Raw genomic sequence first — 15,925 nt, 5'->3', positions numbered from 1 at the left:
ATGAAAGGTAACCCAGCTCCACAAGCCATTAACTGCGAGGGTTGTGGCGATTTATGTTACTTTAGAGGGGAAAATCCCTAGAACCCCAGTCAGGGCTGAAAATCACCCCGCTGGATGCGGCGGTGCCGGATCGGGCGCAGGCGCTGATCGACCAAACCAGCCAGTTACTGCCGCGCATCAAGATCACCGAACTGCTGATGGACGTGGACGACTGGACGGGCTTCAGCCGCCACTTCACCCACTTGAAGGACGGGGCCGAGGCCAAAGACAGGACGTTGCTGCTGTCCGCAATCCTCGGTGATGCGATCAACCTCGGGCTGACCAAGATGGCCGAGTCGAGCCCCGGCCTGACCTACGCCAAGCTGTCCTGGCTGCAAGCCTGGCACATCCGCGACGAAACCTATTCGGCGGCCTTGGCCGAGCTGGTCAACCACCAGTATCGCCACGCCTTTGCCGCCCACTGGGGCGACGGCACGACCTCATCCTCCGATGGCCAGCGCTTCCGCGCGGGTGGCCGGGGCGAGAGCACCGGGCACGTCAACCCGAAGTACGGTAGCGAGCCGGGACGGCTGTTCTATACCCATATCTCCGACCAGTACGCGCCGTTCAGCACCCGCGTGGTGAATGTCGGCGTCCGCGATTCCACCTATGTGCTCGACGGCCTGCTGTACCACGAGTCCGACCTGCGGATCGAGGAGCACTACACCGACACGGCCGGCTTCACCGATCACGTCTTTGCCCTGATGCACCTGCTAGGCTTCCGCTTCGCGCCGCGCATCCGCGACCTCGGCGAAACCAAGCTGTACGTGCCGCAGGGCGTGCAAGCCTACCCGACGTTGCGCCCGCTGATCGGCGGCACCCTGAACATCAAGCACGTGCGTGCCCACTGGGACGACATCCTGCGCCTGGCCAGCTCGATCAAGCAGGGCACCGTCACCGCCTCGCTGATGCTGCGCAAGCTCGGCAGCTACCCGCGCCAGAACGGACTGGCCGTGGCCCTGCGCGAGCTGGGCCGGATCGAGCGCACGCTGTTCATCCTGGACTGGCTGCAAAGTGTTGAACTGCGCCGCCGCGTGCATGCCGGCCTGAACAAAGGTGAGGCGCGCAACTCGCTGGCCAGGGCGGTGTTCTTCAACCGCCTTGGGGAAATCAGGGATCGGAGCTTCGAGCAGCAGCGCTACCGGGCCAGCGGCCTCAACCTGGTGACGGCGGCTATCGTGCTGTGGAACACGGTGTACCTGGAACGCGCCACCCAGGGGTTGGTCGAGGCCGGCAAGCCGGTGGACGGCGAGCTGCTGCAATTCCTGTCGCCGCTGGGCTGGGAGCACATCAACCTAACCGGCGATTACGTCTGGCGGCAGAGCCGCAGACTGGAAGACGGGAAGTTTCGGCCCTTACGGATGCCCGGAAAACCTTAGCGTACGATTTTTTCCGAATTCTGCGGGCTCCCCTATCTCATCTGCGCAAGGCAGAACGTGAAGACGGCCGCCCTGGACCTCGCCCGCGAGCGCCAGGCGCACGAGGCCGGCGCGCGGACCCGCGCCACGGCCCACGAGCGGACGCCGCAGCAGGAGCGCCAGAAGGCCGCCAGAGAGGCCGAGCGCGGCCGTGAGGCTTGGACGCTAGGGCAGGGCATGAAAAAGCCCGTAGCGGGCTGCTACGGGCGTCTGACGCGGTGGAAAGGGGGAGGGGATGTTGTCTACATGGCTCTGCTGTAGTGAGTGGGTTGCGCTCCGGCAGCGGTCCTGATCAATCGTCACCCTTTCTCGGTCCTTCAACGTTCCTGACAACGAGCCTCCTTTTCGCCAATCCATCGACAATCACCGCGAGTCCCTGCTCGAACGCTGCGTCCGGACCGGCTTCGTCGAAGGCGTCTATCGCGGCCCGCAACAGCGGCGAGAGCGGAGCCTGTTCAACGGTGCCGCCGCGCTCGCCGGCATCGCTGTCGCCGGCCTGCTCCTCAAGCACGGCCCCAACAGTGAAGTAGCTGATTGTCATCAGCGCATTGACGGCGTCCCCGGCCGAAAAACCCGCCTCGCAGAGGAAGCGAAGCTGCGCGTCGGCCGTTTCCATCTGCGGTGCGCCCGGTCGCGTGCCGGCATGGATGCGCGCGCCATCGCGGTAGGCGAGCAGCGCCTGCCTGAAGCTGCGGGCATTCCCGATCAGAAATGAGCGCCAGTCGTCGTCGGCTCTCGGCACCGAATGCGTATGATTCTCCGCCAGCATGGCTTCGGCCAGTGCGTCGAGCAGCGCCCGCTTGTTCCTGAAGTGCCAGTAAAGCGCCGGCTGCTGAACCCCCAACCGTTCCGCCAGTTTGCGTGTCGTCAGACCGTCTACGCCGACCTCGTTCAACAGGTCCAGGGCGGCACGGATCACTGTATTCGGCTGCAACTTTGTCATGCTTGACACTTTATCACTGATAAACATAATATGTCCACCAACTTATCAGTGATAAAGAATCCGCGCGTTCAATCGGACCAGCGGAGGCTGGTCCGGAGGCCAGACGTGAAACCCAACAGACCCCTGATCGTAATTCTGAGCACTGTCGCGCTCGACGCTGTCGGCATCGGCCTGATTATGCCGGTGCTGCCGGGCCTCCTGCGCGATCTGGTTCACTCGAACGACGTCACCGCCCACTATGGCATTCTGCTGGCGCTGTATGCGTTGATGCAATTTGCCTGCGCACCTGTGCTGGGCGCGCTGTCGGATCGTTTCGGGCGGCGGCCGGTCTTGCTCGTCTCGCTGGCCGGCGCTGCTGTCGACTACGCCATCATGGCGACGGCGCCTTTCCTTTGGGTTCTCTATATCGGGCGGATCGTGGCCGGCATCACCGGGGCGACTGGGGCGGTAGCCGGCGCTTATATTGCCGATATCACTGATGGCGATGAGCGCGCGCGGCACTTCGGCTTCATGAGCGCCTGTTTCGGGTTCGGGATGGTCGCGGGACCTGTGCTCGGTGGGCTGATGGGCGGTTTCTCCCCCCACGCTCCGTTCTTCGCCGCGGCAGCCTTGAACGGCCTCAATTTCCTGACGGGCTGTTTCCTTTTGCCGGAGTCGCACAAAGGCGAACGCCGGCCGTTACGCCGGGAGGCTCTCAACCCGCTCGCTTCGTTCCGGTGGGCCCGGGGCATGACCGTCGTCGCCGCCCTGATGGCGGTCTTCTTCATCATGCAACTTGTCGGACAGGTGCCGGCCGCGCTTTGGGTCATTTTCGGCGAGGATCGCTTTCACTGGGACGCGACCACGATCGGCATTTCGCTTGCCGCATTTGGCATTCTGCATTCACTCGCCCAGGCAATGATCACCGGCCCTGTAGCCGCCCGGCTCGGCGAAAGGCGGGCACTCATGCTCGGAATGATTGCCGACGGCACAGGCTACATCCTGCTTGCCTTCGCGACACGGGGATGGATGGCGTTCCCGATCATGGTCCTGCTTGCTTCGGGTGGCATCGGAATGCCGGCGCTGCAAGCAATGTTGTCCAGGCAGGTGGATGAGGAACGTCAGGGGCAGCTGCAAGGCTCACTGGCGGCGCTCACCAGCCTGACCTCGATCGTCGGACCCCTCCTCTTCACGGCGATCTATGCGGCTTCTATAACAACGTGGAACGGGTGGGCATGGATTGCAGGCGCTGCCCTCTACTTGCTCTGCCTGCCGGCGCTGCGTCGCGGGCTTTGGAGCGGCGCAGGGCAACGAGCCGATCGCTGATCGTGGAAACGATAGGCCTATGCCATGCGGGTCAAGGCGACTTCCGGCAAGCTATACGCGCCCTAGGAGTGCGGTTGGAACGTTGGCCCAGCCAGATACTCCCGATCACGAGCAGGACGCCGATGATTTGAAGCGCACTCAGCGTCTGATCCAAGAACAACCATCCTAGCAACACGGCGGTCCCCGGGCTGAGAAAGCCCAGTAAGGAAACAACTGTAGGTTCGAGTCGCGAGATCCCCCGGAACCAAAGGAAGTAGGTTAAACCCGCTCCGATCAGGCCGAGCCACGCCAGGCCGAGAACATTGGTTCCTGTAGGCATCGGGATTGGCGGATCAAACACTAAAGCTACTGGAACGAGCAGAAGTCCTCCGGCCGCCAGTTGCCAGGCGGTAAAGGTGAGCAGAGGCACGGGAGGTTGCCACTTGCGGGTCAGCACGGTTCCGAACGCCATGGAAACCGCCCCCGCCAGGCCCGCTGCGACGCCGACAGGATCTAGCGCTGCGTTTGGTGTCAACACCAACAGCGCCACGCCCGCAGTTCCGCAAATAGCCCCCAGGACCGCCATCAATCGTATCGGGCTACCTAGCAGAGCGGCAGAGATGAACACGACCATCAGCGGCTGCACAGCGCCTACCGTCGCCGCGACCCCGCCCGGCAGGCGGTAGACCGAAATAAACAACAAGCTCCAGAATAGCGAAATATTAAGTGCGCCGAGGATGAAGATGCGCATCCACCAGATTCCCGTTGGAATCTGTCGGACGATCATCACGAGCAATAAACCCGCCGGCAACGCCCGCAGCATCGCGACCGTCATCGGTGAGAAGTTCGGCAGGTATTGGGTGGTGACAATGTAGGTGCTGCCCCAAATGGCAGGTGCTATCGCTGTGAACAATAAATCGGGCGTGCGTAATGACATGCGATTACAAGACCTCCGCTACGGCGATGGGTTTTTGAGAGTTGCAGGCGCCGCGATGACCGCACCCTGACTTGGACTGGCCCTGCCTCGCACCAATCCACCTGCGGCTATGGCCGCGATCATGCGAGGCCCGAAAATTACACGACCTGTACACGTCCGCCGAACCCGGAACGCAACAGAGCTTCGTGGGCATCCCGATCCGGGTCGTAGCAGCAGTCCTGGACCAAACGCACGTCGTAGTCCGCATCACTAGCCCAGGCGACGCTTGAAAGAACAACGCCGGTGGTGCTTATCCCGGCCATGACAAGCGTGCTTACGCCGCGCGTCCGAAGGTCGGCGTCGAGCGCCGTGCCATAAAAGACGCTGGCTCGCGGACATGCATAGAAAAGGTCGCCCCGTTCGATCGCAAGCCCTTCGACGGGCAGACCGGTGCGAAATCGTCCGCTCGGGAGATACGGTGAGATTTGGCGATTCGTCGCCGGCGGCGCATGTTCATACTCTTCGCCGAGCGAAAAGTTGGGGAACAGCACGGGCCGGCCGCGCAAGGCGTGCTGGCAGCCGTGCAGACCCTGCGTGAGATGAACGCCGACAACCTGCGCAAGGTGCCGGCCGATGCACCCACGGCCTTCATCAAGCCGCGCTGGAAGCCGCTGGTGATCACCCCGGAAGGCCTCGACCGGAAATTCTACGAAATCTGCGCCCTGTCCGAGCTGAAGAACGCCCTGCGCTCCGGCGACATCTGGGTCAAGGGCTCGCGGCAGTTCCGCGACTTCGACGACTACCTGCTGCCGGCCGAGAAGTTCGCCGCACTCAAGCGCGAGCAGGCCCTGCCCCTGGCGATCAACCCGAACAGCGACCAGTACCTGGAAGAGCGTTTGCAGCTGCTGGACGAGCAGTTGGCCACCGTCACCCGCCTGGCCAAGGACAACGAGCTGCCCGATGCCATCCTCACCGAGTCAGGGCTGAAAATCACCCCGCTGGATGCGGCGGTGCCGGATCGGGCGCAGGCGCTGATCGACCAAACCAGCCAGTTACTGCCGCGCATCAAGATCACCGAACTGCTGATGGACGTGGACGACTGGACGGGCTTCAGCCGCCACTTCACCCACTTGAAGGACGGGGCCGAGGCCAAAGACAGGACGTTGCTGCTGTCCGCAATCCTCGGTGATGCGATCAACCTCGGGCTGACCAAGATGGCCGAGTCGAGCCCCGGCCTGACCTACGCCAAGCTGTCCTGGCTGCAAGCCTGGCACATCCGCGACGAAACCTATTCGGCGGCCTTGGCCGAGCTGGTCAACCACCAGTATCGCCACGCCTTTGCCGCCCACTGGGGCGACGGCACGACCTCATCCTCCGATGGCCAGCGCTTCCGCGCGGGTGGCCGGGGCGAGAGCACCGGGCACGTCAACCCGAAGTACGGTAGCGAGCCGGGACGGCTGTTCTATACCCATATCTCCGACCAGTACGCGCCGTTCAGCACCCGCGTGGTGAATGTCGGCGTCCGCGATTCCACCTATGTGCTCGACGGCCTGCTGTACCACGAGTCCGACCTGCGGATCGAGGAGCACTACACCGACACGGCCGGCTTCACCGATCACGTCTTTGCCCTGATGCACCTGCTAGGCTTCCGCTTCGCGCCGCGCATCCGCGACCTCGGCGAAACCAAGCTGTACGTGCCGCAGGGCGTGCAAGCCTACCCGACGTTGCGCCCGCTGATCGGCGGCACCCTGAACATCAAGCACGTGCGTGCCCACTGGGACGACATCCTGCGCCTGGCCAGCTCGATCAAGCAGGGCACCGTCACCGCCTCGCTGATGCTGCGCAAGCTCGGCAGCTACCCGCGCCAGAACGGACTGGCCGTGGCCCTGCGCGAGCTGGGCCGGATCGAGCGCACGCTGTTCATCCTGGACTGGCTGCAAAGTGTTGAACTGCGCCGCCGCGTGCATGCCGGCCTGAACAAAGGTGAGGCGCGCAACTCGCTGGCCAGGGCGGTGTTCTTCAACCGCCTTGGGGAAATCAGGGATCGGAGCTTCGAGCAGCAGCGCTACCGGGCCAGCGGCCTCAACCTGGTGACGGCGGCTATCGTGCTGTGGAACACGGTGTACCTGGAACGCGCCACCCAGGGGTTGGTCGAGGCCGGCAAGCCGGTGGACGGCGAGCTGCTGCAATTCCTGTCGCCGCTGGGCTGGGAGCACATCAACCTAACCGGCGATTACGTCTGGCGGCAGAGCCGCAGACTGGAAGACGGGAAGTTTCGGCCCTTACGGATGCCCGGAAAACCTTAGCGTACGATTTTTTCCGAATTCTGCGGGCTCCCCTAATGGTGCCAGTCGTATTGTGTGTGGCCACGCCGAGCGTGGCCACTGCCAAACAATCTTGGATGCTCGGCAATGTGTTGGCCTTCGGCAGCCATCACCAGCTTGTCTGCATAAATCCGAAGGCTGATGGCCCTGTTGGCGTAACTGGCAGGAACGCTGTAGCGATTGCCCTCGTGGTGAACAAGGCAGGTTGAAGTGACTCGCTTGGTTTGCTCCACGAATGCATCAAAGGCATTGGGTAGCGCCATCAACTCGCCTTGTTCATCGGCAAAGGCCTCTTGCACGGTTTGGTCCAATTCGGGGTGGCGCAGCTCAGACCACAGCGCTTTGCAGCGATGCTCAAGCCACACATTCAAATCAGCAAGGCTTTGAAAGTCTGGTGCCCCTTGCCACAGGCGTTGGCGGGAATCCTGCACGTTCTTCTCAATCTGGCCTTTCTCCCAACCCGATGCTGGATTACAGAACTGCGCATCAAACAGGTAGTGGCTGACCATGGCAGTGAACCGCTGATTGACCCTGCGCTCTTTGCCACGCCCCACCGAATCCACAGCGGTCTTCATGTTGTCGTAGATGCCGCGCTTGGGAATGCCACCGAAGATTTGAAAGGCATGCCAGTGGGCATCAAACAGCATTTCATGTTTTTGCTGGTAGTAAGCCCGAAGCACAAAGGCCCGGCTGTGGGCCAACTTAAACTGGGCAATCTGAAGTTTGACCTGTTTGCCCGCTATGCGGGCAAAGTCCTCACTCCAATCGAATTGGAAGGCTTCGCCACAAGCAAAGCGCAAGGGGATGAAACAACCCTTGCCCGAGGTTTGCGCCTTGAACTGTTCGGAATCTTTCCACTGTCGGGCAAAGGCACACACTCGGTCATAAGACCCGGTAAAGCCCAAAGCGACCAAATCCCGGTACATGCTGCGCAGGTTTCTGCGCAGCTTCTTTGTCTTTTTGTGCTCGGTGGAGAGCCACTGCCTTAACTTGGGCTCAAAAGGACTTAACTTGCCAACGCTGTCTCGCGCTGGGTACTGCGGTTCAACCACCTTGCTTTGCAAATACTTGCGAACGGTGTTCCTGGACAGGCCGCTTCGTCGGGCTATTTCCCGAATCGACGCACCATCGCGAAAATGCCAGCGTCGAATTGCGCTCAATATCGCCACGTTTATCACTCCTTGATTTCTCCCGCCATATCCAGACGGGAAACAGTGTCATACGTGGGTCAAATTTCGACGCAAATCTTTACCCTAAGTGGGTCAATTTTAGATGCAACTCAACAGCCAGAGCCAGTTGCTCCATTTCCGGCAACCGTGGGCGTGGGCGCAGCGGCGCGCCCATCGCGGCGAGCAGCGCGACGTAGAAGCGGATCACGGACGGCTCGGACGGCATCTGCACGACCAACACCGGGATGTGCTCCTGGTCGGCGTCGGAGCTGGCCGGGTGGGTGCGGCGGAACTTCTCGACGATCATCGACTTGCCATTGTTGGTCGGGCCAACCAGCAGCAGGTTGGGCATGCGTTGCTTGTTTGGCCACGCATAAAGGGCTTCCAGCCGGTTCAGCGCCTCGACTGCGCGCGGATAGCCGATCCAGCGGTCGGCGCGAAGGCGCTGGATGCGCTCGTCCGCCGGAAGACGGGCCAAGCCCTGGGCCGCCGGCAGCAGGTGGGACAGGTCGATGATGGGATATTCGTCCACGGCTACCACTCCTCAATCTGGTCGAACGGTTTGGCGGGTGGCAAGTTGTCTGCCTGCGGGTCGGCAATATCCGTATCCGGCGGAACGGGCTTGTCCGGCCGAGCTGATGTCTTGAGGTGCTGGCGGCGATCCGCGTCACGCCGCGCCTTGCGTGTGGCCTTCTGCGCGCTGGTCACAATCTCACGCATCTGGCCGATCATGCGGAACAGCGCCGACTCATCCACCTGTTCGCGCCCTTGCTGCCGCAGTTTCGCCAGCGCCTGCCGTTGTTCCCAGAGGGTGACAGCCGGATGCGACAAGGTACGGTAGGGAATTTCCAGGTAATGCTGTCCCTCCGGTTCCAGGACCCAGATACGGCTGATGTCGCGCGGATCGCGCCGGATCAGAAAGGACGGCCAGCGTTCACGCCGCGCAATCCACGGCTTGAGCGCATCGGCGGGCACTGTTGCAAAGTTAGCGATGAGGCAGCCTTTTGTCTTATTCAAAGGCCTTACATTTCAAAAACTCTGCTTACCAGGCGCATTTCGCCCAGGGGATCACCATAATAAAATGCTGAGGCCTGGCCTTTGCGTAGTGCACGCATCACCTCAATACCTTTGATGGTGGCGTAAGCCGTCTTCATGGATTTAAATCCCAGCGTGGCGCCGATTATCCGTTTCAGTTTGCCATGATCGCATTCAATCACGTTGTTCCGGTACTTAATCTGTCGGTGTTCAACGTCAGACGGGCACCGGCCTTCGCGTTTGAGCAGAGCAAGCGCGCGACCATAGGCGGGCGCTTTATCCGTGTTGATGAATCGCGGGATCTGCCACTTCTTCACGTTGTTGAGGATTTTACCCAGAAACCGGTATGCAGCTTTGCTGTTACGACGGGAGGAGAGATAAAAATCGACAGTGCGGCCCCGGCTGTCGACGGCCCGGTACAGATACGCCCAGCGGCCATTGACCTTCACGTAGGTTTCATCCATGTGCCACGGGCAAAGATCGGAAGGGTTACGCCAGTACCAGCGCAGCCGTTTTTCCATTTCAGGCGCATAACGCTGAACCCAGCGGTAAATCGTGGAGTGATCGACATTCACTCCGCGTTCAGCCAGCATCTCCTGCAGCTCACGGTAACTGATGCCGTATTTGCAGTACCAGCGTACGGCCCACAGAATGATGTCACGCTGAAAATGCCGGCCTTTGAATGGGTTCATGTGCAGCTCCATCAGCAAAAGGGGATGATAAGTTTATCACCACCGACTATTTGCAACAGTGCCCTCTGATGTTACATTGCACAAGATAAAAATATATCATCATGAACAATAAAACTGTCTGCTTACATAAACAGTAATACAAGGGGTGTTATGAGCCATATTCAACGGGAAACGTCTTGCTCGAGGCCGCGATTAAATTCCAACATGGATGCTGATTTATATGGGTATAAATGGGCTCGCGATAATGTCGGGCAATCAGGTGCGACAATCTATCGATTGTATGGGAAGCCCGATGCGCCAGAGTTGTTTCTGAAACATGGCAAAGGTAGCGTTGCCAATGATGTTACAGATGAGATGGTCAGACTAAACTGGCTGACGGAATTTATGCCTCTTCCGACCATCAAGCATTTTATCCGTACTCCTGATGATGCATGGTTACTCACCACTGCGATCCCCGGGAAAACAGCATTCCAGGTATTAGAAGAATATCCTGATTCAGGTGAAAATATTGTTGATGCGCTGGCAGTGTTCCTGCGCCGGTTGCATTCGATTCCTGTTTGTAATTGTCCTTTTAACAGCGATCGCGTATTTCGTCTCGCTCAGGCGCAATCACGAATGAATAACGGTTTGGTTGATGCGAGTGATTTTGATGACGAGCGTAATGGCTGGCCTGTTGAACAAGTCTGGAAAGAAATGCATAAGCTTTTGCCATTCTCACCGGATTCAGTCGTCACTCATGGTGATTTCTCACTTGATAACCTTATTTTTGACGAGGGGAAATTAATAGGTTGTATTGATGTTGGACGAGTCGGAATCGCAGACCGATACCAGGATCTTGCCATCCTATGGAACTGCCTCGGTGAGTTTTCTCCTTCATTACAGAAACGGCTTTTTCAAAAATATGGTATTGATAATCCTGATATGAATAAATTGCAGTTTCATTTGATGCTCGATGAGTTTTTCTAATCAGAATTGGTTAATTGGTTGTAACACTGGCAGAGCATTACGCTGACTTGACGGGACGGCGCTTCCCTACCCTCATGGCCGCCTCCCAGGAATCGACCCAGGTGCTTATCGTGGACATAATCCTTTACTCATAAATTGGCACTGTTGCAAAGTTAGCGATGAGGCAGCCTTTTGTCTTATTCAAAGGCCTTACATTTCAAAAACTCTGCTTACCAGGCGCATTTCGCCCAGGGGATCACCATAATAAAATGCTGAGGCCTGGCCTTTGCGTAGTGCACGCATCACCTCAATACCTTTGATGGTGGCGTAAGCCGTCTTCATGGATTTAAATCCCAGCGTGGCGCCGATTATCCGTTTCAGTTTGCCATGATCGCATTCAATCAGGGGTTCTAGGGATTTTCCCCTCTAAAAAGACATAATCCTCTGTAGACCACACCAATAAATGGCTGCGGAGGTGGTTTACTTTCAGCTTGGAGCCTAATCATCCACTATCGGCCTTGTTATTTCGCCAATATTGGGCAATTTCCCAGTATTAGTGAAGTTATACGTTCCGCTTAAGTTGATATTTTGCCACGCAACGGGCGAAACAGCACGAGTGATACCCGCTTTCTCTTCATCTCCTCTCGCTTCAAAGTGTCCCAGAAGATGACTCAGTATCGCGGAGTTGAAGTAGATGATCGCGTTGGCAAGCAATCTTGCGCATTCATTCCAGATAGCGATTTCAGACTCGTTTTTGCCACGGAACTGATCACCATTCACCGACGCAATGGCTCGTCTAAGGAAGTGCCATGCTTCTCCCCGGTTCAGGGCACGTTGCACATACTGCCGCAAACTGGCATCGTCGATGTAGTCAAGTAAATATTGCGCTTTAACCAGTCGATTATACTCCGTCAGAGCCTGTAATATTGGGTGTCCAGAAGGGTAACCAGACAACTTTCTTACCAGCATTGCTTGTGTCGTCCGCTTTGTCTGAAGTGACAGAACAATACGCCTGATATCTTGCCATCCCGTTGTAATAACATTCGTTCTGATAGGCTTCTTTAGCGCCAGTATGGTGCTGCCTTGTTCACTTTCAGTCACATCAAACAGATCATTGATGACACTACTGAACTGCGCGTATCGCGGTGCAAAACTGTAACCGCATAGATCCAGTAAGGCGAAGTTAACATGATTGACACCGTGTGTATCTGTCGAGAGTACGTCAGGTTTGATTTCACTGCTGTTGGATTGTAACAGGTCATAAATATAGTGTGATTCGTGCTCGTTGGAACCGATGATCCGAGCATTGAGGGCGCTGTGGTTGGCCACCAGTGTCATGGCCGTGATCCCTTTGTTGGTGCCGAAATACTTAGAGGAGTACCGGGTTTTAAAGGTTTCCAGATGGGTTTCGAATTTCTGACCATCCGCACTGGCATGCAGCTGGTCCTCCTGAATATGGTAGTGGCGGAAGATGGGTAGCGCTGCAACCGCATTATTGATCACGTCGCTGGCGTCATGCAGCGTTTCAGGCCGGATATAGTTGGCCTGCACCGTACTCAGGTGTTCATAGCTTCGATCGGAGATCTGCGCCATGCCATACACACCACGGTGAGTGGCGTTGGCAATCAGAATGGCCAGTAAATCATCCTGATGAGTGAACCCTTGTTTTTGTATCGGAAGTACATGAGTCAGACATTTCATGAACCCGGTTTCGCGCTCTACATACCGCAGTACATCCGCGATACCGACCGGTTGCATTCGCTTAAAAAAGGGATTGTTGACCAGAGATGTAGCGCTTTTGGTCGGCAGACGCCAGCGGGTACCGGTACGATTTTTCATGATCACATTTCGATTGTCTCCCTCATCAATATGGAGAGCAACGTCTTTGAGTGCACTTTCCAGCCGGTGTTGTTTCTCCTGTAACAATAACTCTGCGGGCTGTTTTAGTCTGTCCAGTGTTGATGAGGCCAGCAAGGTATCCTGCGATGTCTGGGGGATCAGGTCGTCTTTCAGTGCGCGGTATTTGGTAACATTTGGCAAATAAATGCGTCCATTCAGTCGTGAGGTTAACTGCCGGTAGAGCAGCCATTCGTAACGTTGCGGGTTAACGTTATCCTGTTTAACCAACCATGGGAGGTGCTTTTTCGGGATGAGCGACGTATCCATCGTCTTCAGTGGTCCACCGAATGCGATTTCCGTCTGCATCTGTTGAAGTTGGGCGACGACGGCTTCTGAGCCTTTACCGGCCTCACATTCAAGGCACAAGAACACCTGCCTTAACAGTTGCTCCAGGAGATTGCATTGTTCATCGTAATGTTGCCACTGGTACTCTTCCACGGTCCGTTTCTGTTTTTTCAGGTAAAGGCAGAGGGTCTGGATATCCCTGTCATTCATGACCTTCAATGCCTGTTGTCTGACTACTGAGAAGGGTTGATTATCATCAATGTTCTCATCCACAAACAGATGCAGTAACTCTGCCGCTTTCGTGACATTGTCCGCGGCTGACTGCCAGGACAGGAACACTGCTTGTTGTGCAAAGGTGTTGGCAGCTTCTTGTTGCTTGCGGATATGGTAAATGAACCCATCAGTTAACCGTTCCAGTGCCAGTTGTATCCGCTCTGTCAGGTGACATAGCAACCATAGATGCTGCTGTGCGCGTTTGAATCGTTTGAGTTTACTACCGTAATAGTTGATGAGCTCACCGAAGTGTTGTCGATTTTTAAGAGACAGATTAAGCCCATCGATAACGCCATTGATTTGCGTGCGCCATGGCGCTAACTGATGATAAAGGGCAAGCTCTTTTTTAAGTTCAGGTACGGTCAGACTTTTTGCACCGCCTCTGAGCTGGTTCAGGCTTAGTCCGTCATCAATGGCTGTTATGCTGTCCAGAAAGACGTGAAGTTCAGGACTGGTGAGTTGATTAAGTTGGTGCGCCAGGTCTTTTCTGACCTGCTGCATCGCTCTGCTTATCAGTCTCTGGAGTACGGTGTACCTAGGGATAGCAATGCTGTGACTGGTTAGGAATTCAATAGCAGTATCAAAGAGGTAACGCGGCTCCAGCCAGGCATTGCCCACCTGAACAAGGTGGTCGAAAAGAGAATTGAAGTGCTGACTTTCGTCCCATTTGTGATAACCAGCAAGGTCTAATACTTTTGCGTAGAGTCGATCTTTTTGTTTTTGTGAGGGAGTGAATGGTCTGAGCCCCTTGCCGCCAAGCAGCTCTTTACTGATGAACATTAAATCCTTAGAAACCTGCGAGTAAGCGATATCTAGGATGACGGGCTTTGATTTGAAGTATCCCAAAATCGCGACAAAGTAACATCTATGAGCTCTGAGACGAATTGACCGAAAAACTGCCAATTCCGCATCGTTCAGAGAAAAGTACAGACGTTGTTCTTCGATTGAAAAAATGGGTGGGGAATAAAGATCTGCCTGTTCTGCTCTCGTGAGAATAGTAATTTCGTTTTTGATGGCCATATCAGGGCTGTTCCGTATTAAATGTACGATATTTACCTAATTTGCCACACTTATAAGTAGTAACCCACCTCCGCAGCCATTTATTGGTGTGGTCTACAGAGGATTAAGTCTTTTTAGAGGGGAAAATCCCTAGAACCCCATCTCCAAACATATCAAGCGTGTCTGTATCCCACTCTATTGTAAACAAGACATTTTTATCTTTTATATTCAATGGCTTATTTTCCTGCTAATTGGTAATACCATGAAAAATACCATGCTCAGAAAAGGCTTAACAATATTTTGAAAAATTGCCTACTGAGCGCTGCCGCACAGCTCCATAGGCCGCTTTCCTGGCTTTGCTTCCAGATGTATGCTATTCTGCTCCTGCAGCTAATGGATCACCGCAAACAGGTTACTCGCCTGGGGATTCCCTTTCGACCCGAGCATCCGTATGAGACTCATGCTCGATTATTATTATTATAGAAGCCCCCATGAATAAATCGCTCATCATTTTCGGCATCGTCAACATAACCTCGGACAGTTTCTCCGATGGAGGCCGGTATCTGGCGCCAGACGCAGCCATTGCGCAGGCGCGTAAGCTGATGGCCGAGGGGGCAGATGTGATCGACCTCGGTCCGGCATCCAGCAATCCCGACGCCGCGCCTGTTTCGTCCGACACAGAAATCGCGCGTATCGCGCCGGTGCTGGACGCGCTCAAGGCAGATGGCATTCCCGTCTCGCTCGACAGTTATCAACCCGCGACGCAAGCCTATGCCTTGTCGCGTGGTGTGGCCTATCTCAATGATATTCGCGGTTTTCCAGACGCTGCGTTCTATCCGCAATTGGCGAAATCATCTGCCAAACTCGTCGTTATGCATTCGGTGCAAGACGGGCAGGCAGATCGGCGCGAGGCACCCGCTGGCGACATCATGGATCACATTGCGGCGTTCTTTGACGCGCGCATCGCGGCGCTGACGGGTGCCGGTATCAAACGCAACCGCCTTGTCCTTGATCCCGGCATGGGGTTTTTTCTGGGGGCTGCTCCCGAAACCTCGCTCTCGGTGCTGGCGCGGTTCGATGAATTGCGGCTGCGCTTCGATTTGCCGGTGCTTCTGTCTGTTTCGCGCAAATCCTTTCTGCGCGCGCTCACAGGCCGTGGTCCGGGGGATGTCGGGGCCGCGACACTCGCTGCAGAGCTTGCCGCCGCCGCAGGTGGAGCTGACTTCATCCGCACACACGAGCCGCGCCCCTTGCGCGACGGGCTGGCGGTATTGGCGGCGCTGAAAGAAACCGCAAGAATTCGTTAACTGCACATTCGGGATATTTCTCTATATTCGCGGTTCAGCAGGCATGTCCCCTTTGAGGGCGACCCGACGACAGGATAATCGACCTTATGGTGCGCAAATATTTCGGCACAGACGGTATTCGTGGCAAAGCCAACGAAGGCGCGATGACGGCGGAAACCGCCTTGCGCGTCGGCATGGCGGCTGGCCGTGTCTTTCGTCGCGGTGACCACCGCCATCGTGTCGTGATCGGCAAGGATACGCGCCTGTCGGGCTATATGCTTGAACCCGCGCTCACAGCCGGTTTCACCTCGATGGGCATGGACGTATTCCTTTTTGGCCCGCTGCCGACAACGTATAGGAAGAATAAACGCCCTTTTCACCCAAGTCCAACAGCTTTGGACCGCAGTTGACTCTTTCG

At 56.7% G+C, this 15,925-nt stretch carries 10 protein-coding genes and 6 pseudogenes; 7 read left to right on the top strand and 9 right to left on the bottom strand.

Annotation, left to right across the window (positions count from 1 at the left end):
- Positions 1–86 precede the first annotated feature (86 nt).
- Positions 87–1,418 (top strand): annotated as a pseudogene (locus LDO51_RS09425) (Tn3-like element TnAs1 family transposase); the annotation flags it as partial.
- 57 nt (positions 1,419–1,475) lie between these two features.
- The gene (locus LDO51_RS09420) at positions 1,476–1,718 is read left to right on the top strand and encodes a transposase (RefSeq protein ID WP_000844627.1); all 243 of its coding nucleotides are present in this window, start codon (positions 1,476–1,478) and stop codon (positions 1,716–1,718) included.
- A 31-nt stretch (positions 1,719–1,749) separates the two neighbouring features.
- Here LDO51_RS09420 and tetR(A) read toward each other — a convergent pair whose 3' ends face one another.
- Positions 1,750–2,400, bottom strand: a complete 651-nt coding sequence (gene tetR(A), locus LDO51_RS09415; RefSeq protein WP_000164043.1) for a tetracycline resistance transcriptional repressor TetR(A) — start codon at positions 2,398–2,400, stop codon at positions 1,750–1,752.
- 105 nt (positions 2,401–2,505) lie between these two features.
- On the opposite strand from tetR(A), the gene tet(A) reads away from it, so the two are divergent.
- Positions 2,506–3,705 (top strand): tetracycline efflux MFS transporter Tet(A), encoded by a 1,200-nt coding sequence (gene tet(A) / locus LDO51_RS09410; protein ID WP_000804064.1) that lies wholly within the window; start codon positions 2,506–2,508, stop codon positions 3,703–3,705.
- A gap of 31 nt (positions 3,706–3,736) precedes the next feature.
- On the opposite strand, the gene LDO51_RS09405 is transcribed toward tet(A), so the two are convergent.
- A complete protein-coding gene (locus LDO51_RS09405) occupies positions 3,737–4,621 on the bottom strand; it encodes a DMT family transporter (RefSeq protein WP_000058717.1) in 885 nt (294 codons plus the stop codon).
- 137 nt (positions 4,622–4,758) lie between these two features.
- Positions 4,759–5,151: a cysteine hydrolase family protein gene (locus LDO51_RS09400; RefSeq protein ID WP_001351729.1), complete on the bottom strand. Its 393-nt coding sequence runs from the start codon at positions 5,149–5,151 to the stop codon at positions 4,759–4,761.
- Between the two features lie 3 nt (positions 5,152–5,154).
- On the opposite strand from LDO51_RS09400, the pseudogene LDO51_RS09395 reads away from it, so the two are divergent.
- Positions 5,155–6,906: pseudogene (locus LDO51_RS09395) on the top strand (Tn3-like element TnAs1 family transposase); the annotation flags it as partial.
- 35 nt (positions 6,907–6,941) lie between these two features.
- On the opposite strand, the pseudogene istA reads toward LDO51_RS09395, so the two are convergent.
- The 4 genes and pseudogenes from istA to LDO51_RS09375 all read right to left on the bottom strand — a co-directional run.
- Positions 6,942–8,102 (bottom strand): annotated as a pseudogene (istA, locus tag LDO51_RS09390) (IS21-like element IS1326 family transposase); the annotation flags it as partial.
- A gap of 103 nt (positions 8,103–8,205) precedes the next feature.
- Positions 8,206–8,625: pseudogene (locus LDO51_RS09385) on the bottom strand (TniB family NTP-binding protein); the annotation flags it as partial.
- Between the two features lie 2 nt (positions 8,626–8,627).
- Positions 8,628–9,062: pseudogene (locus LDO51_RS09380) on the bottom strand (Mu transposase C-terminal domain-containing protein); the annotation flags it as partial.
- A 53-nt stretch (positions 9,063–9,115) separates the two neighbouring features.
- Complete coding sequence (locus tag LDO51_RS09375) at positions 9,116–9,820, bottom strand: IS6-like element IS26 family transposase (RefSeq protein ID WP_001067855.1); 705 nt, start codon at positions 9,818–9,820, stop codon at positions 9,116–9,118.
- A gap of 150 nt (positions 9,821–9,970) precedes the next feature.
- On the opposite strand from LDO51_RS09375, the gene LDO51_RS09370 reads away from it, so the two are divergent.
- The gene (locus tag LDO51_RS09370) at positions 9,971–10,786 is read left to right on the top strand and encodes an aminoglycoside O-phosphotransferase APH(3')-Ia (protein ID WP_000018329.1); all 816 of its coding nucleotides are present in this window, start codon (positions 9,971–9,973) and stop codon (positions 10,784–10,786) included.
- Positions 10,787–10,975: 189 nt separating this feature from the next.
- Here LDO51_RS09370 and LDO51_RS09365 read toward each other — a convergent pair.
- A pseudogene (locus tag LDO51_RS09365) lies at positions 10,976–11,170 on the bottom strand (DDE-type integrase/transposase/recombinase); the annotation flags it as partial.
- Between the two features lie 93 nt (positions 11,171–11,263).
- Positions 11,264–14,242 carry a Tn3 family transposase gene (locus LDO51_RS09360; protein WP_156734129.1) on the bottom strand — a complete coding sequence of 993 codons (2,979 nt, stop codon included), beginning with the start codon at positions 14,240–14,242 and terminating at the stop codon, positions 11,264–11,266.
- 470 nt (positions 14,243–14,712) lie between these two features.
- On the opposite strand from LDO51_RS09360, the gene sul2 reads away from it, so the two are divergent.
- Both sul2 and LDO51_RS09350 read left to right on the top strand, forming a co-directional pair.
- Positions 14,713–15,528: a sulfonamide-resistant dihydropteroate synthase Sul2 gene (gene sul2 / locus LDO51_RS09355; protein WP_001043260.1), complete on the top strand. Its 816-nt coding sequence runs from the start codon at positions 14,713–14,715 to the stop codon at positions 15,526–15,528.
- Positions 15,529–15,614: 86 nt separating this feature from the next.
- Positions 15,615–15,917: a phosphoglucosamine mutase gene (locus LDO51_RS09350; RefSeq protein WP_000251875.1), complete on the top strand. Its 303-nt coding sequence runs from the start codon at positions 15,615–15,617 to the stop codon at positions 15,915–15,917.
- Positions 15,918–15,925: the final 8 nt, after the last annotated feature.

The organism is Providencia alcalifaciens (assembly GCF_020271745.1).
In the GTDB taxonomy this organism is placed as follows: Bacteria; Pseudomonadota; Gammaproteobacteria; order Enterobacterales; family Enterobacteriaceae; genus Providencia; species Providencia alcalifaciens_B.
Note: the sequence above shows the minus strand (reverse complement) of the source record. Positions and strands in the feature narration are given on the sequence as shown.